Annotated in this window: 22 protein-coding genes and 2 pseudogenes; 19 read left to right on the forward strand and 5 right to left on the reverse strand. The window is 34.6% G+C overall.

Annotated elements, in window-relative coordinates:
- The first annotated feature begins 211 nt into the window (after window positions 1-211).
- Together MKY90_RS09510 and MKY90_RS09515 are read left to right on the forward strand one after the other, a co-directional pair.
- Window positions 212-1,861, forward strand: coding sequence for a copper resistance CopC/CopD family protein (locus tag MKY90_RS09510; RefSeq protein WP_098168073.1), 1,650 nt, complete (start codon window positions 212-214; stop codon window positions 1,859-1,861).
- Window positions 1,862-1,896: 35 nt separating this feature from the next.
- The gene (locus MKY90_RS09515; RefSeq protein WP_098168072.1) at window positions 1,897-2,517 is read left to right on the forward strand and encodes a YcnI family copper-binding membrane protein; all 621 of its coding nucleotides are present in this window, start codon (window positions 1,897-1,899) and stop codon (window positions 2,515-2,517) included.
- 118 nt (window positions 2,518-2,635) lie between these two features.
- Here MKY90_RS09515 and MKY90_RS09520 read toward each other — a convergent pair.
- Both MKY90_RS09520 and MKY90_RS09525 read right to left on the reverse strand, forming a co-directional pair.
- A pseudogene (locus MKY90_RS09520) lies at window positions 2,636-3,411 on the reverse strand (alpha/beta fold hydrolase).
- Window positions 3,412-3,596: 185 nt separating this feature from the next.
- The gene (locus MKY90_RS09525) at window positions 3,597-4,502 is read right to left on the reverse strand and encodes a DMT family transporter (protein WP_002086216.1); all 906 of its coding nucleotides are present in this window, start codon (window positions 4,500-4,502) and stop codon (window positions 3,597-3,599) included.
- 97 nt (window positions 4,503-4,599) lie between these two features.
- Here MKY90_RS09525 and MKY90_RS09530 point away from each other — a divergent pair, with 97 nt between their 5' ends.
- The 4 genes from MKY90_RS09530 to MKY90_RS09545 all read left to right on the forward strand — a co-directional run bounded on the left by MKY90_RS09530 (window position 4,600) and on the right by MKY90_RS09545 (window position 7,450).
- The gene (locus MKY90_RS09530; protein WP_215598856.1) at window positions 4,600-5,469 is read left to right on the forward strand and encodes a LysR family transcriptional regulator; all 870 of its coding nucleotides are present in this window, start codon (window positions 4,600-4,602) and stop codon (window positions 5,467-5,469) included.
- 119 nt (window positions 5,470-5,588) lie between these two features.
- Window positions 5,589-6,020 carry an Rrf2 family transcriptional regulator gene (locus MKY90_RS09535; protein ID WP_341091180.1) on the forward strand — a complete coding sequence of 144 codons (432 nt, stop codon included), beginning with the start codon at window positions 5,589-5,591 and terminating at the stop codon, window positions 6,018-6,020.
- 103 nt (window positions 6,021-6,123) lie between these two features.
- The gene (locus MKY90_RS09540; protein WP_215598855.1) at window positions 6,124-6,774 is read left to right on the forward strand and encodes a DsbA family oxidoreductase; all 651 of its coding nucleotides are present in this window, start codon (window positions 6,124-6,126) and stop codon (window positions 6,772-6,774) included.
- A 73-nt stretch (window positions 6,775-6,847) separates the two neighbouring features.
- On the forward strand, window positions 6,848-7,450 hold the full coding sequence (locus tag MKY90_RS09545) for a nitroreductase family protein (protein ID WP_215598854.1): 603 nt from the start codon (window positions 6,848-6,850) through the stop codon (window positions 7,448-7,450).
- Between the two features lie 189 nt (window positions 7,451-7,639).
- Here MKY90_RS09545 and MKY90_RS09550 read toward each other — a convergent pair whose 3' ends face one another.
- Window positions 7,640-8,059, reverse strand: coding sequence for a GNAT family N-acetyltransferase (locus MKY90_RS09550; protein ID WP_215598853.1), 420 nt, complete (start codon window positions 8,057-8,059; stop codon window positions 7,640-7,642).
- Window positions 8,060-8,276: 217 nt separating this feature from the next.
- Here MKY90_RS09550 and MKY90_RS09555 point away from each other — a divergent pair, with 217 nt between their 5' ends.
- The 3 genes from MKY90_RS09555 (at window position 8,277) to MKY90_RS09565 (ending at window position 11,307) form a co-directional block, all read left to right on the forward strand.
- Window positions 8,277-8,411: a hypothetical protein gene (locus MKY90_RS09555; RefSeq protein ID WP_002012306.1), complete on the forward strand. Its 135-nt coding sequence runs from the start codon at window positions 8,277-8,279 to the stop codon at window positions 8,409-8,411.
- Window positions 8,412-8,518: 107 nt separating this feature from the next.
- Window positions 8,519-10,129, forward strand: a complete 1,611-nt coding sequence (locus MKY90_RS09560) for an amidase family protein (protein WP_215598852.1) — start codon at window positions 8,519-8,521, stop codon at window positions 10,127-10,129.
- A gap of 158 nt (window positions 10,130-10,287) precedes the next feature.
- Window positions 10,288-11,307, forward strand: coding sequence for an AI-2E family transporter (locus MKY90_RS09565; RefSeq protein WP_002064872.1), 1,020 nt, complete (start codon window positions 10,288-10,290; stop codon window positions 11,305-11,307).
- A 46-nt stretch (window positions 11,308-11,353) separates the two neighbouring features.
- On the opposite strand, the gene MKY90_RS09570 is transcribed toward MKY90_RS09565, so the two are convergent.
- Window positions 11,354-11,638: a YesK-like family protein gene (locus MKY90_RS09570; RefSeq protein WP_215598851.1), complete on the reverse strand. Its 285-nt coding sequence runs from the start codon at window positions 11,636-11,638 to the stop codon at window positions 11,354-11,356.
- A gap of 112 nt (window positions 11,639-11,750) precedes the next feature.
- Window positions 11,751-12,695: an L-lactate dehydrogenase gene (locus tag MKY90_RS09575; RefSeq protein WP_002012312.1), complete on the reverse strand. Its 945-nt coding sequence runs from the start codon at window positions 12,693-12,695 to the stop codon at window positions 11,751-11,753.
- A 200-nt stretch (window positions 12,696-12,895) separates the two neighbouring features.
- On the opposite strand from MKY90_RS09575, the gene MKY90_RS09580 reads away from it, so the two are divergent.
- The 10 genes and pseudogenes from MKY90_RS09580 (at window position 12,896) to MKY90_RS09625 (ending at window position 22,199) form a co-directional block, all read left to right on the forward strand.
- Complete coding sequence (locus MKY90_RS09580; protein ID WP_098168067.1) at window positions 12,896-14,332, forward strand: flavin monoamine oxidase family protein; 1,437 nt, start codon at window positions 12,896-12,898, stop codon at window positions 14,330-14,332.
- A gap of 117 nt (window positions 14,333-14,449) precedes the next feature.
- Window positions 14,450-15,373, forward strand: coding sequence for a CobW family GTP-binding protein (locus MKY90_RS09585; protein WP_041868035.1), 924 nt, complete (start codon window positions 14,450-14,452; stop codon window positions 15,371-15,373).
- Window positions 15,374-15,503: 130 nt separating this feature from the next.
- On the forward strand, window positions 15,504-16,109 hold the full coding sequence (locus tag MKY90_RS09590; protein ID WP_341091189.1) for a TetR/AcrR family transcriptional regulator: 606 nt from the start codon (window positions 15,504-15,506) through the stop codon (window positions 16,107-16,109).
- Window positions 16,110-16,124: 15 nt separating this feature from the next.
- Complete coding sequence (locus tag MKY90_RS09595; protein ID WP_001161506.1) at window positions 16,125-17,615, forward strand: o-succinylbenzoate--CoA ligase; 1,491 nt, start codon at window positions 16,125-16,127, stop codon at window positions 17,613-17,615.
- A gap of 4 nt (window positions 17,616-17,619) precedes the next feature.
- Complete coding sequence (locus tag MKY90_RS09600) at window positions 17,620-18,036, forward strand: MaoC family dehydratase (RefSeq protein ID WP_002012316.1); 417 nt, start codon at window positions 17,620-17,622, stop codon at window positions 18,034-18,036.
- A complete protein-coding gene (locus MKY90_RS09605; protein ID WP_001219349.1) occupies window positions 18,036-19,031 on the forward strand; it encodes a 3-oxoacyl-ACP synthase in 996 nt (331 codons plus the stop codon). Before MKY90_RS09600 ends, MKY90_RS09605 begins: the two co-directional genes overlap by 1 nt.
- A 34-nt stretch (window positions 19,032-19,065) precedes the next feature.
- A pseudogene (locus tag MKY90_RS09610) lies at window positions 19,066-19,257 on the forward strand (3-oxoacyl-[acyl-carrier-protein] synthase III C-terminal domain-containing protein); the annotation flags it as partial.
- Between the two features lie 181 nt (window positions 19,258-19,438).
- The gene (locus MKY90_RS09615; RefSeq protein ID WP_341091191.1) at window positions 19,439-20,656 is read left to right on the forward strand and encodes a substrate-binding domain-containing protein; all 1,218 of its coding nucleotides are present in this window, start codon (window positions 19,439-19,441) and stop codon (window positions 20,654-20,656) included.
- A 90-nt stretch (window positions 20,657-20,746) separates the two neighbouring features.
- Window positions 20,747-21,520, forward strand: coding sequence for an ABC transporter ATP-binding protein (locus tag MKY90_RS09620; protein WP_215552518.1), 774 nt, complete (start codon window positions 20,747-20,749; stop codon window positions 21,518-21,520).
- Window positions 21,498-22,199, forward strand: coding sequence for a branched-chain amino acid ABC transporter ATP-binding protein (locus MKY90_RS09625; RefSeq protein ID WP_341091194.1), 702 nt, complete (start codon window positions 21,498-21,500; stop codon window positions 22,197-22,199). Before MKY90_RS09620 ends, MKY90_RS09625 begins: the two co-directional genes overlap by 23 nt.
- The last annotated feature ends 4 nt before the right edge of the window (window positions 22,200-22,203 follow it).

A 22,203-nucleotide genomic window follows, 5' to 3' on the forward strand; every position in this document is an offset into this window, starting at 1 on the left:
AAATATATTTTATGATATAATAACAATCGACTTTAAAAATGTAAGTTGTTTTAATTAAAGTAGTTGCTATTATATTAGAAGTTTAAAGGTGGGGAGAAAGAAAGCGTCAGGTTGTATAAAAAAATACTTAATCAGGTTAATATTTCGTCAGGGAATCAAACTAGGAAGTATAAAGTAATGAAAGTGTAGCGAGAAAGAAGAAAGAAGTGAAATGATTGTGAAAGTAATACGAAGGTTAGGGGCATGGCTATTAATAGCGTGCGTGTTTATCATATTGATACCAAAAAGCGCATCTGCTCATGCGTATGTTGTGAAATCAAATCCTGCTGAAAATGAAACGTTAAAGAAAGCACCATCTGTTGTGAAAATTGAATTCGATGAGGACATACAAGTTTCAAGTTTTAATACATTGTTCGTAAGAGATACCTCAGGTAAAAGAGTAGATTTAAAAGATGCACATATTGATAAGAAAAACAAAAAAATATTAGAGGCTGGGTTAAAAGAGAATCTCAAAAATGGTCTTTACTCTATTCAGTGGAAAGCTATTTCAGCTGATGGACATCCGATTCAAGGAGTTATTCCATTCCGTATTGGATTAGCAGAAGCGGGAACAGATGATATACAAGTAGAAGAGATGGGCTATGTTCCGCAAATCGATATGATCATGGAACGTGGGGTTCTATATACAAGTTTCTCACTATTTTTAGGAGTTCTATTCTTTAATCTTATTATGTATAAAGGGAATGCAACCTCAGTTCAATCAAGGAGTAAGAGAATAATATGGATATCATTATTTGGGATATTTATTAGTTTACTATTCAATCTACCATTGCAGGCGAAAATAAATGCTGATGTTTCATGGTTAGAAGCATTCGATCCTTTATTATTAAAAGAAACATTACAGCTATCTGTTTTTGGTTATGTATGGATCACTCAAATGGCTCTTATTAGTACGCTTATAATTGTTACATATTTTGCAGTGAAGAGTGAGAGGCTTTCGTCGTTTAAAGTATGGAGCATTCCAATTGTATTATTTATGGGGTTACTGGTTATGAAAGCTTTCAATAGTCATGCATATGGATTAAAGTTTAAAGAAATTGCTGTCGTTATGGACTTTCTACATTTATGCGCAGCTTCGTTATGGATTGGGGGGCTATCATCGATTGTTCTTCTTTTACGTAAAGAGGATGACAAGTGGACTATGTATTGGGATGCGATTAAGCGTTTTTCACCATGGGCAACAGGTACTGTCATAGTGATTTTATTAACGGGTCTTTTTAACAGTACATTTTTTATTCCCACAATCCATTCCCTATTTGATACGAAGTATGGATTAGCCTTATTAGCAAAGATACTTTTATTCGTGTGTATGGGGATATTGGGAATTATTCATTATGTGAAAGGGAGAATGCGAGCGCAGCAAAGGTTAGGAGCCACGGTGAAAGTAGAGTTTATCATTGGAATTATCGTTTTCGTAATCGTAGCGTTTATGACAAATGTACAAACGCCGCCGATGCCTCCTACGGGACCTTTTACAGAGAGTAAACAATTAGATAATGGATATGAACTTACTTTACATGTAAGTCCTAATAAGGTAGGACAGAATACATTTCATATTACTTTGAAGGATGAGAATGGACAGCCTGTTACTGATATGGAACAAATTGTATTGACGACTCAATCTTTAGATATGAATATGGGCAAAGGTTCATTTAAAGTTTCGGCAGTGTCACCGGGAGAATATGAAGCGGAAGGTATGTATATTAACATGACAGGAAACTGGAATATACAAGTTCACGGATTAACAAAATCTCTTGATAGTTTCGATACGGATTATAAATTTATTGTAGGTGGCAGATAAAAAAGACGTTATAAATGAAAAGGAGTTTATAGAAAATGAAACATATAAAAAAATTAGGAACAACAATGATCGCAACAATAATTGCAATGGGGATTTTTTCGTTACCTGTTAGTGCTCACGTAACTGTGAAACCAGCAACTTCTGACGTTAGCTCTTGGGAGACTTATACAATAAAGGTACCTGTTGAAAAGAATATGGCAACAACAAAAGTCACACTGAAAATACCGTCTGGAGTCGAGTTTCAACAGTACGAGCCAGTGCCAGGGTGGAAAGTGGAAGAACAAAAAGATGCAGCTGGAAAAGTTAAAACTGTAATATGGGAAGCAACAGGAGAAGGGATTTTACCTGGTCAGTTCCAACGATTTACTTTCGTTGCTAAAAATCCAGATAAAGAGCAACAAATAGCTTGGAATGCATATCAACAATATAAAGATGGAGAAATTGTTGAATGGACAGGCGATGAGAAAGCTGAGAAGCCCCATTCACTTACTACGATTGCAAAAGGTACATCATTAACAGGAGAACATGGTGAAGTATCTAGTGTGGAAAAAAATGAAGGTACAAGTAATATGCAAACAATAGCAATTGTTTTATCAGTTTTAGCAATTGTATCTTCCGTAGGTACGTGTGTTTTTGTAGTACGTCGTAAAAAGTAGGGAACATTGAAAGGTCTCATTGAAAGTAATGAGACCTTTGTTAATAAAATTTTGAGATTAAGCAGCTTCGAGTGGGATTAGAGCTACAAATACAACATGGTTTATTAAGATAAGGAACTCAATTGACTGTCATTACTTCTTCTGGTAGGTATCATGCTTAAGCCAGTTTTCAATTAAAGTATTAAATAGTTTGGGATTTGCTAAAGGGATTCCATGACCGATTTTAGGAATGATAATACCTGTGCAATTAGGATTGCTTTCAAGGATTGCAGTCATCGAGCCTTTCATGATTCTTTTTTCGTTTTCTCCAACAGTCACTAATATATTGCTACTAGCATTCTCGAAACCTTTTGGTATTGTAAACGACATATTTTCTTCTAATATCCTCACAAATGTATTTTTACTTATTTGACAACTTTCATGATAATAGTTATCAAATTGTGTTTCATCTATGTACATTGATTTTGCTTGTATTTTGGAAAACGTCTTACTCTTTATAAGTGGATAGGTTAAGCCGAGGGATCTTATTAATGTTTTAGCGAAAGGAATTAGTTTAACTAATGCGCTATTTATCATAGCGTATTGAATTAAGTTTGGTTTCATGCTGAGCATTGCAATTAATACTTGAGCACCTAACGAAAAACCGATTACTATAACAGTTTTACCTTGTCCTTTTTCTTCAACTAATTCAATGATTTTTTCAGCACTAAAGTGTATTGAAAAATGATCCTTACTACTATTTTCCCCTTGCTCGGGTAAATCAGGAACAAGGCAGTGAAAGTTAGTAAAATGTTTAATTTGTTTGTCGCACATCCATCCACTGACTCCGCCCCCATGAATAAAAACCATAAGTGGAGAGCTTGAATCTCCAAATTCTTTATACTGTAAAACCATATAATTCCCCCTGATGATTAGAATTGTTAGTCCATATATATGTATTAGAGATAATATTTTCTACTTAATTATCATCATACAATAAAAAAGGAAAATTTTCCTTTTGCTAAGATGTTAAGTGACTGTACTGATAAAATGGTAAAAAAGAAAGAGCCTACAAGTGGTAGACTCTTTCTCATATCTATTTATTTCACTTCAACTTGCTGCCTTACAGCAAGTGCTTTCGGCTTTATATTTACAAAACAAATGCTTACGATAATAAATAAAAGTCCGATGAATAAGCTAATTGTAATGGCCTCATGTAAGAAAATAGAGCTTACAATAATAGCGATCAGTGGGATAAGGAACGTATAAGCCCCAACTTTACTTGCCTCACCAGCTCCTACAAGTGTAAAGTAAGCGAGCCATCCCATTGCAATAACAAAGAACGAGATGAATAGTAGTACACTTACAAATGGTATACTCCAAGCGATGTTAGACCAGCTCTCAAATTCTGAACCAAATCCGATTAAGCAAAGTCCGCCAATAATAAGCTGAAGTGTTACCATCCAAATGGCATTAACGCGGTGTCCAGTTTTCTTAATAAATACTGTGCCGAGTGCCCAGCCGATAGCGCACCCTAAAGCAAGTAGTACACCGATAATAGAAATATGTCCAGTTAAACTACTAGAGCTAATAACCCCAACACCAATAAATCCAAGAATAAGTCCGAAAATTTTCAAGCCGTACATAGATTCTTCAAGCCAAATCCATGAGAAAATGCCGAGTAAGACAGGTTGGAGAAATACGATTGCGGAGAAGAGTCCGGCGGGCATATACTGAAGTCCGACAGTTTGTAGTCCGTAAAATAAAATAATATTGAGTAAAGATGAAATAAAGTATAAATGCCAAGTTTCCTTTAAATTTAATTGTTTGTATTTCGGTAATGCGAAAGTAAGTAAGATAAATCCTCCTATTAATGTTCTAATCCCTGCAAAGAGTACGGGTGGTGTGTAATGCAGAGCGAATTTTGATAACGGCCAATTAATTCCCCACATAATAACGAGAAATGTAAGGATTATGGCAGTCTTAGTTCGAGAAAGCTGTGTCACTGTAATCCCTCCTTGTTGTATTCCATTTCACTATGATATGATATCGACTATGATAAATAAAATGAATCTTTTTTATAAGGAGTATAAGTGATTAGTTATGACCATTACACAACTTCAAGTTTTAATTAAAACGGTTGAATTAGGAAGTTTTACGAAGGCTGCCGGGATGTTAAATATGACACAGCCAGCTGTAAGTCATGCGATTTCAAGCATTGAGTCAGAGTTAGGAGTTACCGTTCTTATACGCGATAAACGAAAAGGGCTAATCGTTACGGATGTTGGAAATAGAATTCTTGTACATATTAGAGAAATCTTAAACGGCGTTGAGAAGATTGAACAAGAAGTAGCGATGGAGAAAGGGCACGAAGTTGGGACGATTCGAATTGGGAGTTTTCCGAGTGCTTCTGCACATTTCTTACCCAAAATGATAAATCTTTTTAAGGAGAAGTATCCGAACTTAGAAGTCGTTCTTTGTGAAGGCACGATTAAAGAAGTTGAAGATTGGTTAGTATCGAGGGTTGTTGATATAGGAATTGTTATTTTGCCTAATAAAGATATGGAGATCGTGCCCTTAACGAAGGGGAAAATGGTTGTTGTCTTAAGAGAGGATCACCCTCTTTGTAAGAACGATTCTATTACAATAGGTGATTTAGAGAATGAACCGATCATATTATGTAAGGGTGGGTACGAACCACCCATTATCGATATGTTTAAACAAGCGAACGTACCACTTCGGGCTGAATATATAATTTCCACAGTTACAACAGCTTTAAATATGATTCAAGAAGGATTAGGAATCGCAATTTTGGCTGAGTTATCTTTAACGAGTTTACCAAAGAATATACAAACGAGAGAATTGGAACCACAAGTATGGAGAGAAATTGCTTTAGCTGTTCCTTCATTAAAGGATTCTTCAATCGCTGTGCAGCTATTTATTGAAGAATTTCAAGACTTGTTTGCAGAATAAGAAGAGGTGTCTCATATATTGTAATGGGGCACTTTTTTATTTGCTTTAAAAAATTTGTAAAAAGGATTGACTTATATTCCGGTTGTAACTATAATGATTACATCGAGGTGGTGATCACGATGAAAATTAGTAGCCGCTTTTCTATAGCTGTTCATATTTTATCTATTTTGAAAAACAATCCATCTTCAGTTTGCACTTCAGACTATATGGCCGAGAGTGTAAATACAAATCCGGTAGTCATTCGTAAAATAATGTTTTACTTGAAACAATCTGGATTTGTTTACGTAAATCGCGGACCAGGTGGCGCGGGATTATTAAAGGATTTACATGAAATCACATTATTAGATGTGTATCATGCAGTGAATGTAGTGGAAGAAGACAAACTATTTCACATTCATGAAAGACCGAATCCAGACTGTCCAATTGGGGCGAATATTCAAGCTGTTTTAGAAGTTATTTTAGTTCAGGCGCAATCTGCGATGGAAGAAGTTTTGAGAAATATTACGATGGGGCAGTTATTTGAATCTTTACAACAAAAAATGAATGCATAATATGATAATTGCAAGTCTCTAAAAGAGAATGCATATTTTTTTCTTAAAATTGTAACCGTTTTGGTTACATCTGAAAATAAAAAGAAGGTAAGGTGTAAAAGATATGACTGTAAAAATGAAAGTATACTCAGATTTTATATGCCCGTTTTGCTTTTTAGCAAAAGGCCCATTAGATGAAGTAGCGAAAGAGAAAGATGTGGAAATCGAATGGATGCCATTTGAATTGCGTCCAAGTCCATATTCTAAAATAGATCCTTGGAACGAGCCAGATAAGTTAGGTTCATGGGATTCTTTCATTATTCCTACTGCAAAAAAATTAGGGGTTGAAATGCGTCTGCCCCGCGTTTCTCCGCATCCATATACACATTTAGCTTTTGAAGGGTGCCAATTCGCGAAAGAGCGTGAACTTGGAAATGAGTATCATCACCGAGTATTTACTGCGTTTTTCCAAGAAGAGCAAAACATTGAAGATATTGATGTATTAACGAAATTAGCGGTAGAAGTAGGGCTTCCTGAAGCTGAATTTAAAGATGCTTTAGTAAATCGTAAATATAAAGAAAAACATCAAGAAGCAATTCAGCATGCATATGATGAAGCAAATATTATGGCTGTTCCAACTGTCATGATTGGAGATGAAGTCATTCAAGGACTTGCTAGTAAAGAAACGCTAGAAAGAGTAATTGATAAAGAAATCGAAAAGGATAAAACAAATTCATTTGAAGGTATGCAATGTAATACGGATGGTTATTGCTAATTCATCTTGCATGAAAGAATCAAATCAATTTGTTTAAATAAATTATAAAACTTATACATTTGGAGGAATTAACATGTCAGCAACTACAACAAATTTAAAAGAAGCAATCGTGAACCGTCGTTCAATTCGTAAAGTAACAAAAAGCGCTACAATTACAAAAGAAAGAATTGAAGAAGTTTTAAAAACAGCTTTACACGCACCAACTTCTTTCAATATGCAAAGTGGCCGTATGGTCGTATTAATGGATGGAGAGCATGAAAGGTTTTGGGATATCGTAAAAGAAACACTTAGATCACGCGTGCCAGCAGAAAATTTTGAAGCAACAGTAGAAAGACTAAAAGGCTTCCATGCAGGTGTAGGAACAGTTCTATTCTTTGAAGATCAAGCAACAGTAGAAAAAATGCAAGAAAATGCACCATTATATAAAGATCAGTTCCCATTCTGGTCTCATCAAGGAAATGCAATGCTACAACATACTGTATGGATGCTATTATCGGCTGAAGGAATTGGAGCGTCCTTACAACATTACAATCCAATCGTAGATGCTGAAGTGAAAGCAACTTGGAACATTCCAGCAGAGTGGAGCTTAGTAGGACAAATGCCATTTGGTGAGCCAAATGAACAACCAGGGGAAAGAACATTCTTACCTACTGAAGATGTAGTGAAATTTTATTAAAAAATACAATTCAAAATCAAAATTAAAAAAGTTAGATAAATGAAAGGACAGTAGATAGTATATATACTATCTACTGTCCTTTCTTATTTAATATTCACACCCAATCGTGGAAGACCTTATTTAAGATAAGCATTACTGTGAGAACAATTTCTTTAATATTGATGACGTATAATTAAAAATCTATTATGTTTATTTTTTTGAAATTACAGTAAACATCCCTGTCATGTTTGGTGAGTAATCTTTAAAATCATATTTTTTATAGAAAGATTCTTTACCTTGTGATGCAAACAAACCGACAAATGCCTTATCAGGGGCATTCTGATTTAAGTATTCAACCAAAATATGCATGATTTCTTTCCCGATTCCATTTTTCTGATAATCTGGATGGACTACTATATCTTGAATATAGAAATAGATAGCCCCATCACCAACAATTCTCCCCATACCCACAATTTGTTCATTATCCTTGACTGTGATGCAGTGGATAGAATTCTTCAGTGATGTTTCCGCCACTTCAAAATTCATATAATTAGTCCATCCCACAGACTCGCACAAATATTTGTACTCTTCCAATGTTGGAATGTTATTTTTAAACTCATATTTTTTCAAAGTGTATCCTCCAAGTCCTTAAATTCAATAAGTATATAAATTCGACATATTTTTATCTATTCCTCTTACGCAACAGAACTCCTTTTAGTTATTGAATACTATATCATCTGTCTCGTCTATTTAATTTAGTCCAGCTTCCCTATTCGTATTGGTGTTAATTTATGTGCATTTAGGGAAGAAATATAAGAAATAATCTGGTGAGAAAGGAAGTGGGAACATGAATGATGAGAAAAAATATACAGTTGTCGGTACTGATGTTGATGAAGTGAAACGTTTAAATAAAAATTCAGGGTTAACATATAATCAGGTGAAGGAATTGTTAGCAAAGCAAATGCAAAAAAAAAGTAATTAGATTGAAATCTTTCATTTTTTCATTTAGCATTTTGATTGGAGAGAGTTAAGTAAAAGGTAACTCTCTTTTTTATATAAATGAGCAACTTTTAGAGTGGAGGAAGCAACATGAAAAAATGGATAAAGATAACGTTGTCTATCGCTGGAGGTATTATTCTATTGGTGTGTGCCGGAGGATATTACGTGTATAAAAATTATTTTCCAAAGGAACCTGAGCGTATTGTATATGATAAAGACAGAGTGTTAAAACCGATACATAATCAGCTTAAAGGGATCGACATAGATAATATAAAGATAAAAGAAAAAGAAGTTGTAAATGCGACTGTGGATGAGCTTCAAAAAATGGTTGATGATGGAAAATTATCATATGAAGAATTAACGAGTATTTATCTTTTTAGAATACAAGAACATGATCAAAATGGAATATCATTAAATGCTGTTACAGAGATTAACCCTAATGCAATGGAGGAAGCACGACAGTTAGATAAAGAGAGATTTTTAAATAAGAAATCGAACTTATACGGCATTCCTGTCATCGTAAAAGATAATGTACAAACAGCGAATGTTATGCCGACAAGTGCTGGAACTTATGTATTAAAAGATTGGATTGCAGATGAAGATGCGATGATTGTGAAGAAGTTGAAAGAAGAAGGGGCGTTTGTTTTAGGAAAAGCAAATATGTCTGAGTGGGCGAATTATTTATCTTTTACAATGCCAAGTGGATATAGCGGGAAGAAAGGACAAAATTTAAATCCATATGGCCCGATTACATTTGATACATCAGGATCGAGTTCAGGATCTGCTACAGTAGTTGCAGCAGATTTTGCACCGCTTGCGATTGGCACAGAAACGACTGGATCAATTGTAGCACCAGCATCCCAGCAATCAGTAGTTGGATTACGTCCATCTTTAGGTATGATTAGTAGAACTGGAATTATTCCGTTAGCTGAAACGCTTGATACTGCAGGGCCTATGGCAAGAACGGTAAAAGACGCGGCAACGTTATTTAATACAATGGTAAGTTATGATGAAAAAGATACTATGACAGAAAAAATGAAAGATAGAGATAGAATAAATTATACGAATGATTTATCGATAGATGGATTAAAAGGGAAAAAGATAGGGATTCTTTTTTCTGTAGATCAACAAGATGAAAATAGAAAAGCAGTAGCAGAAAAGATTAGAAAAGACATTCAAGATGCAGGTGCGATATTGACTGATGATATTCAGTTAAACAGCGAGGGTGTAGATAATCTGCAAACATTAGAATATGAGTTCAAGCATAATGTTAACGACTATCTTTCGAAGCAAAAAAATGTGCCTGTAAAATCGTTAGAAGAGATTATAGCGTTTAATAAAAAGGATAGTAAAAGACGAATGAAATATGGACAAACATTAATTGAGGGCTCTGAAAAATCTGCTATAACGAAAGGTGAGTTTGAAAAAGTAGTTCAAACGAGTCAAGAAAATGCAAGAAAAGAGCTAGATAGGTATTTAGTAGAAAAAGGTTTGGATGCTCTTGTGATGATTAATAACGATGAAGTTCTTCTATCAGCTGTGGCTGGTTATCCAGAATTAGCAGTGGCGGCAGGGTATGATTCTGATGGCCAGCCGGTAGGCGTAGTGTTTGTTGGGAAACAGTTTGGTGAAAAAGAACTTTTTAATATTGGATATGCGTATGAACAGCAATCTAAAAATAGAAGATCTCCTAAAATATAGAGTTGATAAAGTAGTTTTTAGAAAAGTATTAGATGAAAAATCCGACATTTAAAAAGAAAAAAAGGATTCTTCCCAATTAGTAAGAAAGATTGTCTATAGAAGTTCATAAAATGTAATATATTCAATTTCCATCCATTGAAGGGGGAGGTTAATTTTTAATGAATGAAGTGAAAAATTTCTTTCGAAGTAGAGGGTTTCAACGGTTTCTCGTTTTAATAATATTAGTGCTTGTATTATATGGATTAAAAAGTATGATTAATTTAATATTAATTACGTTTATTCTCACGTTTTTGATGGATCGATTTCAAAAGTTTATTTCAAAAAAATTGAAAGTAAATAGGAAAGTGGTTATTGCTTGTTTATATATTGTATTAGTGACGTTTATTGTAACTACATTATATAAATATTTACCTGTGCTAACGATACAAATTTCACAATTAATTTATCAATTTAAATTGTTTTTTCAACATCCACCTGATAATGAGATGATTAGATACGTACTTTCAGCAATTAATGAAATGGAAGTATCAAAATATATTGAACAAGGTGTGGATGTCATTTATCAATCAATAGCAAACATAGGAAAGGTAAGTTTGCAAATACTATTGTCTCTTATTCTAAGCTTATTTTTCTTATTGGAAAAAGAGCGAATTATTTCATTCACGTCTAAATTTAAAGATAGTAAATTAAAGATTTTTTATGAGGAGATTGCATATTTCGGTGAAAGATTTGCAAGATCGTTCGGAAAAGTGATTGAAGCACAGTTTTTAATTGCAGTTGTAAATTGTGTGCTCACTGTAATTGCACTTGTCATTTTAGGATTTCCACAGCTTCTTGTATTGGCTGTCATGGTCTTTCTACTCGGCTTGATTCCAGTTGCTGGTGTTATTATTTCCTTGTTTCCACTTTGTATCATTGCCTATAACGTCGGCGGGGTTATGTATGTTGTATACATACTAGTGTTCATTACAGTAATCCACGCTCTTGAAAGTTATTTTTTAAATCCAAAATTTATGTCTGCAAAAACGAATTTACCAGTATTTTATACATTTATGATTCTTATCTTTTCAGAGCATTTCCTCGGAATATGGGGGCTTATTATCGGAATACCAATCTTTATCTTTTTATTAGATGTACTTGACGTAAATAACGATGAACCGATTAAAGATAATAAATGATAGAAAATGACCGATGTTTTCTCTTGATGAAAACATCGGTCATTTATTATTTTTTCTTTGGAGGAGGTAGTTTAATGAATCTATTTGCAATTAAAGCTATAATAACAGCAGCAAAAATAAAGACTGCGATTACACCAACTCCCATACCTGCCCATCCTCCTATAAGGAAGATACTTATCGGTATTGCTAACAAGCTTAAAATAATTAGAATCAATCCGAGATTCTTATCATATTTTTTAGTTGGAAATAGCGTTCTGATGATTAAGAAGAGGAAAAGTATTAAGGATGCTACAGCTAGCAAGAGGATTGCAATCGTCAAAGAATCATTCATGAAATCACCCCTTTTTATAGATAATATTACCGTTTAAATTGAGGGGGAACTATAAAAATATAAAAAAGCAATCCAATATAAATCGGATTGCTTTTTTGATTGAAAAATATGATTAAAGAACAGGAGCCATTGTTTCTTTCAACACTTGAACAGAGTGATCGAATTTTAATTCTTCCTCTTCACTTAGTTCAACTTCTAAAATTTCACGAACACCGCCGCGGTTTAAAACAGCAGGTACGCCGATATAAACATCTTGTTGGCCGTATTGACCTTCAAGATATGCTGATACAGTTAATACGCTGTTTTCATTGCTTAAGATTGCTTTCGTAACACGTAAAAGTGACATGCCGATGCCGTAGTATGTAGCACCTTTTCGTTCAATAATGTGATAAGCTGCATCACGAACGTTTACGAAAATATCATCTAAATCTTTTTGGTTATATGTGTTGTCTTTTTCAAGAAGCGTTTGTAGTTTTTGAATACCAATTGATACGTGACTCCACACAGGAAGTTCTGTATCACCATGCTCTCCGATAATATAAGCGTGAATGTTATGAGGTCCAATATCGAAGTACTCACCTAACATATAGCGGAAACGAGCTGAGTCAAGAGTTGTACCAGAACCGATTACGCGTTCTTTCGGTAATCCAGATTCTTTCCAAGTTACGTAAGTTAAAATATCTACAGGGTTCGTTGCGATTAAGAAGATGCCATCAAAGCCGCTATCCATAATGCTACGAACAATTTGCTTGAAAATTTTAGCGTTTTTCTCAACTAAATCTAAGCGTGTTTCACCTGGCTTTTGTGGCAATCCAGCTGTAATTACAACAAGGTCTGCGTCTTTACAATCTTCATAACTACCTTTCCAAACTTTTGTTGGAGCTGGTGCGAAAGGAACGGCATGGCTTAAGTCCATTGCTTCTCCTTCAGCTTTTGCTTCATTTACATCCACTAAAACAAATTCTTCAGCTACAGCTTGGTTAATCATGCAGTAAGCATAACTACACCCAACTGCTCCTGTTCCTACTAATACAACACGGTTAATACCTTTTTTCATTTCAAAATTCCTCGCAATTTCATGAATTTTATTATGTAAGATAATACGTCTTACTTCTATAGTTTCATATCTATTTTATTACATTTTATAAAAGATATTCAAGTAATTGAAAATGTATCCGCTCAATTACTTGAATGAAACATAGGAATCCTGTTAAACGAATATAATTCAGTAAAATCCTTCATAAAAGGGGAATTGGCATGGGGAATCCATTATCGATGGAAGAAATGCTTCAAATTATTCATGAAGGGCTTGCCAAAACGAATAACCCCAAACGGATTACAATTGCCGGTGCAGGGATGTCTGGATTAGTTGCAGCATCTTTATTAAAAGAGGCTGGGCATGAGGTAACGATTATAGAAGCAAATAACAGAATAGGTGGCAGAGTGTATACGATTCGTGAACCATTTAGTGCAGGATTATATTTTAACGCAGGTCCTATGCGTATTCCGGATACTCATGATTTAACTTTAGCCTACATTCGTAAATTTAAACTACCGTTAAATCTTTTTATTAATAAAACTTCTTCAGATATAATTTATACGAATAACAAAAGAACGAGATTGGATGTGTTTGAAAAGGATCCAAGTGTACTTGGATATCCAGTTTTAGATAAAGAAAGAGGGAAAACGGCAGAAGGGTTAATGTTAGAGGTATTGGAACCGATACTTAATTATATTAAGAAAAATCCTAATAAAAACTGGATTATTGTTGAAAAAAAGTATAAAACATATTCGCTCGCTTCATTTTTAACTGAGTATTATTCAGATGGAGCAATAGATATGATCGGAGTACTTCTTGATATGGAAGCATACATGGGAATGTCTTTAATTGAAGTATTACGCGAAATGATCTTTTTCACTTCAACGACGAAATATTATGAGATAACGGGCGGAATGGATAAATTACCAAATTCATTTTTACCAGAGCTAAAGGATAATATTTTTATGTCGTATAAAGTAGAAAAAATTATACAGGAAGATAATAAAGTAATGATGCAAGTAACACATGAACAAACGTTAAATTCATTTATAGTAACTGGTGACATCGCTATTGTCACAATTCCATTTTCAGCTTTGCGATTTGTAGAAGTTCAGCCATATCATTTATTCTCTTATTATAAAAGGCGGGCAATTCGTGAATTAAATTATATTGCTTCAACTAAAATTGCGATAGAGTTTAAAAGTAGATTTTGGGAAAGAGCAGGACAATATGGTGGTAAGTCAATTACAGATTTACCTATCCGCTTTACATATTATCCGAGCTACGGCATTCATACACCAGGATCAGCGATTATTTTAGCCAGTTATACGTGGGCAGATGAGGCGTTAACATGGGATAGTCTCTCTAATAGAGAACGTATTCGTTATGCGTTGAAAAATTTAGCACAAATATATGGAAACGTGGTTTATAGTGAGTATGTTGCAGGAGAATCTTTTAGCTGGAGTCAAAATCCGTATTCTTGCGGAGCATTTACAGCTTTTGAACCAGGGCAAGAGCTTGAATTGTTTCCATATATTACGCCGCCAGCGGGTAGAGTGCACTTTGCAGGAGAACATACGACATTAACACATGGATGGATGCAAGGGGCAATCGAGTCTGGAATTAGAGTTGCTTATGAAGTGAATGGAAAATGAAACGATAATCTAGTAGTTTTGTTTACAAATAGGTATTCTTTTAATAAAATGATAAATATAAATCGTAATAATTACGCTTTGAAGAAATTTGAAGTAGAGAAATGGATGGTCGGTCGAATGAGTAAAGTAGAAATTCATATATTAGGTGGTTTTTTAGGTAGCGGAAAATCAACATTGCTGCAAAATTTATTATTAGCAGAAAAGAAGAAAAATCGAAAAGTTGCAGTTTTGATGAATGAAATCGGTGAATACTCGGTAGATACAGATATTATTGGAAAAGAGAATGTGTTAAGGGAACTGCTGAAAGGATGTATTTGTTGTACGTTAAAAGAAGAGCTTGAAATTCAATTACATTCTTTATATCAACAAGAAAGACCAGATGTAATTTATATAGAAACAACAGGTGTCGCACATCCAATTGAAGTGTTAGATGCATGTGTATCACCAATTTTAGCTCCTTTCCTTGAAGTGAAATCTATAGTAGTCGTATTAGATGCAGTAAGATGGTTAAACCGAAGTATATTAAGTGCAAATGTACAACAGCTATTACATGAGCAAATGAAATATGGAAGTCATATTCTTATTAATAAATCAGATTTATTAACAGATTCGGATAAGAACAAAGTACTTGAAGACGTAAAGGCAATAAATAATCATGCGAAATTGTTTGAAACAAAGTATTGTAATATATCTTTAAAAGATATAGAAGAAGCTGAATTTGTGAGAGATGGAGAACATGAGACACTACATGTCAAACAGCATTTACATATACAAACGATGACGTATCAATTTACGAAATCGATTGATCAAGATAAATTATATGAATGGCTTTCGAATTTACCAGATAGTATTTATCGCGTAAAAGGATTTGTGAAATTCCATGGAGATAAATACCCTCACTTATTCCAATATTCATTTGGCGTACCAACCTTACTGGAACAAGACTTCGGTTTCCCGACAAATTTGGTAGTAATAGGGGAAGGATTAGATAAGAAGCAATTGGTTGAGGGGTTAGAGAAAGTAGAACTTAATTCTAATTAAGATTAAAGGACTAACTTCAAAATAAGTTAGTCCTTTTTTGTATGTAGAAAAACGCTTGCGGATTTTGTCTAATGAAAATAATTGAAAAATTCAGAAATATATTTATAATCAAATCTAAGAGGTGATTCAGGTGTCAGAAAAAATAATAATGGATGTAAAAAACCTAACAACAAAAGGGTTAGAAACGAGAGAGAAATTATTGTGTGCTGCAGAAGAGGTATTTGGTAATAAAGGATATTACGAAGCTTCTATCGTGAATATTACACAAGAAGCAACAGTAGCGCACGGAACTTTCTATAATTACTTTCCATCTAAAAAATATATATTTGATGAATTGATTCGCAGATTGAACCGTGAGTTACGCTTAATTATTAAAGAAGAAATGAAGGGGATATCAAGTTATGAAGAGGCACAAAGAAGAGGTTTTCAGGCCTTTTTTCGATGGGTGAAAGATCGTCCTAATCTATATAACATTGTACAACAGGCGGTAGTTGTTGATGATAATTTATATAGATGGTATTATGCAAAGCTCGCAAATGGATTTTTAAAAAGTTTATCGGCTGGCATGGAAGCGGGAGAATTTAAACAACTTGATAAAGAAACAATTGCGTATTGTCTTATGTCAATTGGTCAATTTTTAGGAATGCGATGGGGCTATTGGGAAGAGAAAGATGTTCCGGAAGATGTATTTGAAGCAGCGATGTCATTAATATTTGAAGGATTGAGAAAGAGATAAGGGAGTGGGGAAAATATGCAAGGCATTGCTTATTGGATTGAAAAACGAGCCTATTTACATCCAGATCGCATTGCCATTATTACAGAAGAGGAGGAAATGACATATAAACAGTTACATGAGTATGTAAGTAAAGTAGCAGCATATTTAATTTACGACTTAAATGTGCAAAAAGGAGAGAGGATAGCTATTTTATCACAAAATAGCTTGGAATATATTGTACTTTTATTTGCTATAGCAAAGGTAGAATGTATTGCTGTTCCACTGAATATAAGGTTAACAGAAAATGAACTTATATTTCAGTTAAAAGATAGTGGAGCTACAGTTTTATTTGTAGAGGAAACATTTCAAAATATGGCACTGTCAATGCAGAATGTAACATATGTACAAAGAGTTATTTCGATTAAAAGTTTAAAAGAAATAGAAGATAGAAAAATTGACAACTTTGAAGAGATAAATGAAAGCGCATCCTTTATTATATGTTATACCTCGGGGACAACAGGACAACCGAAAGGAGCTGTACTTACACAAGAGAATATGTTTTGGAATGCGCTTAATAATACATTTGCGATTGACCTAACTGTTCATGACCGCTCCATTGTGTTATTGCCTTTATTTCATATTGGTGGGATTGGTTTATTCGCATTTCCAACTTTATTTGCAGGTGGAATAATCATTGTTCCGAGAAAATTTGAGCCAACCATAGCTCTTTCTATGATAGAAAAATATAAAGTGACTGTTGTAATGGGAGTACCTACAATTCACCAAGCATTAATTAATTGCGCAAAGTTTGAAACTACAAATTTACAATCAGTTCGCTGGTTTTATAACGGTGGTGCACCATGTCCAGAAGAGTTGATGAGAGAATTTATAGATAGAGGATTTTTATTTGGTCAAGGCTTTGGTATGACTGAAACATCACCAACCGTATTTATGCTTTCAGAAGAAGATGCAAGACGTAAAGTAGGCTCAATTGGAAAACCTGTTCTGTTTTGTGATTATGTACTTATTGATGAAAACAAAAATAAAGTTGAGATTGGTGAAGTTGGAGAGTTACTAATAAGAGGACCAAATGTAATGAAAGGGTATTGGAATCGGCCAGATGCAACAGAAGAAACGATTCAAGATGGTTGGTTATATACGGGAGATTTAGCTAAAGTTGATGAAGATGGTTTTGTATACATTGTCGGTAGAAAAAAAGAAATGATAATTTCCGGTGGTGAAAATATTTATCCCCTTGAAGTAGAGCAAGTTATTAATAAACTATCAGAAGTATGTGAGGTAGCAGTAATTGGTACACAACATGTAAAGTGGGGAGAGATTCCAATCGCCTTTATTGTGAAAAAGAGTTGCAGTGTATTAACTGAAAAGGAAGTCATTGATCATTGTCGTTTATTTCTAGCCAAATATAAAGTTCCAAAAGAAATTGTGTTTCTAGAGGAATTGCCTAAAAATGCAACTGGTAAAATTCAAAAAGCACAGTTAGCAAATCAACTGAAAAGTAGGTGAAGGGATGATTATGTATAGTTCCGGTCAACAGGCATCATGTAGTAAAACAATAACAGAAACGGATTTTGTATTATTTGCGGGTTTGAGCGGGGATTTTAATCCAATTCATATTGATCATGAGTATGCAAAACAAACTAGATTTAATCAAAGAATCGCACATGGTTTATTAACTTCTAGTTTATTATCACAATTGTTAGGCGTTCATTTACCAGGAAAGGGTTCCGTTTATATGGAACAAACTATTAAATTTACAGCGCCAGTTTTTATAGGAGATACGATTACAGCTACGGCAACAGTACAAGAATTTATGATAGAAAAGAGAGTTTTGAAATTGTTAACTGAGTGTCATAACCAAAAAGGAGATTTAGTGTTAACAGGTGTAGCGACTATGATGGTGCCAAAAGAAGGAGGAATTGTCTAATGAGAATTGGGATTGAAGCAACTGGTGTTTTCTTCCCAAAAGACGTAGAGACGGCCGCAGATTTATCTAAAAAAACAGGTATTCCTGAGAATATTATTATAGAAAAGTTTGGGTTATATGAAAAACATGTCGCAGACGAAACGATGCATGCATCAGATTTAGCTATTGCTGCTGCAAAGCCAATATTATTACAAGTAGATCCTCAATCTATTGATGTAGTCATTTATTTTGGCAGTCCACATAAAGATTACCACGTATGGTCTAGTGCCCCAAAAATTCAGCATGAACTTGGATTGAAAAATGCTTATGCTTTTGAAATTATGAATGTTAGTTCTTGCTTTCCAATCGCTCTCAAAGTCGCAAAGGATATGCTCTACTCTGATAAATCAATTGAAAATATATTATTAGTAGGTGGATGTAAAGAATCTCAAATTGTAGATTATGATAATCCACGCTCACGTTTTATGTTTAATTTTGCTGATGGCGGAAGTGCAGCTTTAGTAAAAAAGGGAGCTAGCAACGGTGAAATATTAGGCAGTGCGATTATAACGGATGGTTCATTTCATGACGATGTTCGTATTCCAGCTGGTGGATCGAAGCAGGTTGCGAGCTATGATACAGTTGAGAATCGACAACATTATATTGATGTAATAGATCCTATTAGTATGAAAGAACGTTTAGATCCAATTTCAACCCCTAATTTTGATAAGGTTATTCGGGAGGCGTTAAGAAAAAGTGGATTTACTCCTAAAGATATTAAAGTATTGTTACCACTGCATACAAAACGCTCTATGCTAATAGAATTGTTACAGGGGCTGGGCTTAGTAGAAGAGCAAGTTGTATATTTAGATCATTATGGGCATATGTCAGCACTTGACCCATGTATAGGTCTTCATTTTGCAAATGAGCAAGGGAAATTACAGCCTGGAGATATTGCAGTAGTGGTTAGTGCCGGGACTGGGTATACGTGGGCAGCGACTGTAATTAGGTGGTGAAAAATACTAGATGAATATATGATAAATGGAGGTATTGTTACAGGGGCTGGGCTTAGTAGAAGAGCAAGTTGTATATTTAGATCATTATGGGCATATGTCAGCACTTGACCCATGTATAGGTCTTCATTTTGCAAATGAGCAAGGGAAATTACAGCCTGGAGATATTGCAGTAGTGGTTAGTGCCGGGACTGGGTATACGTGGGCAGCGACTGTAATTAGGTGGTGAAAAATACTAGATGAATATATGATAAATGGAGGTATTTGGAAAGAGGCGGCGAATGTAAAGGTACTTCATTAAATTTTTAAAACAGATTTGTTTGTATGATTCAAAGGAAAAGTCATAATTACGGATGGGTAACTTTGGCGTGTTTGACTCTATCAGAAAGTAAAGTATGGGGAGGATCACAATGTCGATGAAAAAACGTAAATGGCTGAAAATGGTGGCTGCTGGTTGTGTTTTAGGTTCGTTATTAATAACGGCAGCTTGTTCAGGAAAGAAAACAAGTACAGAGGATGAAAAGACGATTAAGGTAGGGGTTCTTGCTTCATTAACAGGTCCATTAGAATCATATGGAAAACAAACAGTGAACGGATTTGAATTAGGGTTAGATTATGCAACTGGTGGAACTGGGAAAGTGGAAGGGAAGAAGATTAAGTTTGTTGTAGAAGATACGGAAACGAAAGCTGATGTAGCGGTTAAAAAAGCTACGAAGTTATTAGAAGAAGAGAAAGTCGATTTTTTAGTCGGATCGTCTAGTTCAAGTGATACATTAGCGGTTTTACCACTTGCAGAGGAATATGAAAAAATAATGGTTGTAGAACCAGCAGTTGCTGATAGTATTACCGGGAAGAACTGGAATAAATATATTTTTAGAACAGGTAGAAACTCTTCGCAAGATGCGATTGCTGGGGCTGCCTCAATTGCTAAAAAAGATGTAAAGATTGCGACGTTTGCTCCAGATAATGCTTTCGGTCGTGAAGGAATTGCAGCATTTAAAGCGGGAGCAAAAAAATTAGGTGCGAATATTGTAAACGAGCAATACGCGGATACGAATTCAACTGATTTCACTGCAAATATTCAAAATATTATTAGCTCAAAACCAGATTATTTATTTATCGTTTGGGCAGGTGCGAATTCACCATGGAAACAGTTGAAAGATATGAATGTGGAAGCGCAAGGTATTAAAATTTCTACTGGTGCACCTGATATACCAGCATTAAAAACGATGGATGCGCTAATAGGGATGCAAGGGTTTTCTGTTTATTATCACTCACTTCCAAAGAATAAGGTGAACGATTGGCTAGTAGAAGAACATAAAAAACGTTTTAATGGTGCTGTTCCAGATCTGTTTACAGCAGGAGGAATGTCAGCGGCAATTTCTATCGTCGAATCTTTAAAGAAAACGAAGGGCGATACAGATGTAGATACACTTATTAAGAAAATGGAAGGGATGGAATTTGAGACACCGAAAGGAAAGATGAAATTTAGAGAGAAGGATCATCAAGCATTACAAACTCTATATTCTATAACGCTAAAAAAGCAAGATGGTGTTGATTATCCAGTACCAGTGTTAGAGAGAGAATTAACGATGAAAGAGACAGAACCATCAATTCAGAATGAATAGACTGAATTTTCTGTTGTTTTTGTATAAAGAGGGAATACCCTCTTTATACTTGTTTCTTTCATAAACATAGCTTTCAGTGGGAGGGATTTTATGACACATTTGTTAGAGACGAAAAATCTTTGTGTATCTTTTGGGGATCATCATGTTATTAAGGATGTAAATTTAACGGTAAAAAAAGGAAAGCTCATTTCAATAATTGGACCGAATGGTGCTGGAAAGACAACACTATTCAATTTATTAAGTGGGCAAATTTCTCCGACGAAAGGTGAAGTTTATTTTAAAGGACAGGATATTACAAAATTATCAATTTCAGATCGAACGCGCTTGGGGATTGGTCGTTCTTTTCAGCTGACAAATATTTTTCCAGAGCTAACAGTACTTGAAAATGTGCGTCTAAGTGTTCAATCGTTTGTTCAGGATTATTACAGTTTCTTTCCGAATGCAGCCAAGTTAAAGCAGCAAACTGGAGAAGCGAGACGTCTTTTGAAGACAGTACTCCTTCACGAGAAAGGGGACGTATTAGCTAAGGATTTAGCTCACGGAGAAAAAAGAAAGTTAGAGCTTGCTATGTTATTAGCATTAAAAACGGATGTATTACTACTAGATGAGCCGACAGCAGGTATTTCTGTTGAGGAAGTTCCGGCTATATTACAAGTAATCGAAAATATTAAAAAGAATCCAGAGAGCACAATCGTACTTATCGAACACAAAATGGATATGGTGCTAGATTTATCAGATCATCTTATCGTTTTATTTCATGGGGAGTTATTGGCTGAAGGATTGCCGGAAGAAATGATGAAAGACGAGCGTGTACAAAGTGCTTATTTAGGGGGATTATATAGTGGCACTACTACAAGTGAATAATATAGAGACGTATTTAGATCAGTTTCATATTTTACAAGGGGTATCTCTTACTGTTGAGAAAGGAACGATTACTGTACTGTTTGGAAGAAATGGGGCAGGGAAGACTACGACATTACGTTCGGTTATGGGATTTCACCATATCGCACATGGTGAAATTTATTATGATAGTACACAAGTAAATGGATTATCTACACATTTAATTTCAAGGAAAGGAATAGGGTATGTACCAGAAAATCAAGGTATTTTTCACGACCTGACAGTAGAAGAAACATTCGCTCTTGCTAGCGGGAAGGGAGTAGAAGCGGAAGGAAAAATAGACTGGATGCTTGAATTATTTCCAGATTTAAAGCAATTTTGGCAAAAAAAAAGCGGACTCTTAAGCGGAGGGCAAAAGCAAATGCTAGCAATTTCAAGAGCATTTATTAATAGTGATGGATTATTGCTTATTGATGAGCCGAGTAAAGGGCTGTCTCCAATTATGATAGAAAAATTAATGGTAGCAATTTTGAAAATGAAGGAAAAAACGACTGTTTTACTTGTTGAACAAAATTTTATGATGGCTAGTCAAATCGGTGATTATTTTTACATTATGGATAATGGGCGCATTGTGCATAATGGTTTCATGGAGGAACTGCGAGAGGATAAGGAAACATGTCATAAATATTTAGGTATTTCTTAAAATT

The sequence above is a fragment of the Bacillus sp. FSL P2-0099 genome (assembly GCF_038007445.1).
Taxonomy (GTDB): Bacteria; Bacillota; Bacilli; order Bacillales; family Bacillaceae_G; genus Bacillus_A; species Bacillus_A mycoides.

What these genes read in the sequence shown, in the direction of transcription:
- MKY90_RS09510 (WP_098168073.1), top strand. Translation starts at nt 212, where the DNA reads ATGATTGTGAAAGTAATACGAAGGTTAGGGGCATGGCTATTAATAGCG.
- MKY90_RS09515 (WP_098168072.1), top strand. Translation starts at nt 1,897, where the DNA reads ATGAAACATATAAAAAAATTAGGAACAACAATGATCGCAACAATAATT.
- MKY90_RS09530 (WP_215598856.1), top strand. Translation starts at nt 4,600, where the DNA reads ATGACCATTACACAACTTCAAGTTTTAATTAAAACGGTTGAATTAGGA.
- MKY90_RS09535 (WP_341091180.1), top strand. Translation starts at nt 5,589, where the DNA reads ATGAAAATTAGTAGCCGCTTTTCTATAGCTGTTCATATTTTATCTATT.
- MKY90_RS09540 (WP_215598855.1), top strand. Translation starts at nt 6,124, where the DNA reads ATGACTGTAAAAATGAAAGTATACTCAGATTTTATATGCCCGTTTTGC.
- MKY90_RS09545 (WP_215598854.1), top strand. Translation starts at nt 6,848, where the DNA reads ATGTCAGCAACTACAACAAATTTAAAAGAAGCAATCGTGAACCGTCGT.
- MKY90_RS09555 (WP_002012306.1), top strand. Translation starts at nt 8,277, where the DNA reads ATGAATGATGAGAAAAAATATACAGTTGTCGGTACTGATGTTGATGAA.
- MKY90_RS09560 (WP_215598852.1), top strand. Translation starts at nt 8,519, where the DNA reads ATGAAAAAATGGATAAAGATAACGTTGTCTATCGCTGGAGGTATTATT.
- MKY90_RS09565 (WP_002064872.1), top strand. Translation starts at nt 10,288, where the DNA reads ATGAATGAAGTGAAAAATTTCTTTCGAAGTAGAGGGTTTCAACGGTTT.
- MKY90_RS09570 (WP_215598851.1), bottom strand. Translation starts at nt 11,638, where the DNA reads ATGAATGATTCTTTGACGATTGCAATCCTCTTGCTAGCTGTAGCATCC.
- MKY90_RS09575 (WP_002012312.1), bottom strand. Translation starts at nt 12,695, where the DNA reads ATGAAAAAAGGTATTAACCGTGTTGTATTAGTAGGAACAGGAGCAGTT.
- MKY90_RS09580 (WP_098168067.1), top strand. Translation starts at nt 12,896, where the DNA reads ATGGGGAATCCATTATCGATGGAAGAAATGCTTCAAATTATTCATGAA.
- MKY90_RS09585 (WP_041868035.1), top strand. Translation starts at nt 14,450, where the DNA reads ATGAGTAAAGTAGAAATTCATATATTAGGTGGTTTTTTAGGTAGCGGA.
- MKY90_RS09595 (WP_001161506.1), top strand. Translation starts at nt 16,125, where the DNA reads ATGCAAGGCATTGCTTATTGGATTGAAAAACGAGCCTATTTACATCCA.
- MKY90_RS09600 (WP_002012316.1), top strand. Translation starts at nt 17,620, where the DNA reads ATGATTATGTATAGTTCCGGTCAACAGGCATCATGTAGTAAAACAATA.
- MKY90_RS09605 (WP_001219349.1), top strand. Translation starts at nt 18,036, where the DNA reads ATGAGAATTGGGATTGAAGCAACTGGTGTTTTCTTCCCAAAAGACGTA.
- MKY90_RS09615 (WP_341091191.1), top strand. Translation starts at nt 19,439, where the DNA reads ATGTCGATGAAAAAACGTAAATGGCTGAAAATGGTGGCTGCTGGTTGT.
- MKY90_RS09620 (WP_215552518.1), top strand. Translation starts at nt 20,747, where the DNA reads ATGACACATTTGTTAGAGACGAAAAATCTTTGTGTATCTTTTGGGGAT.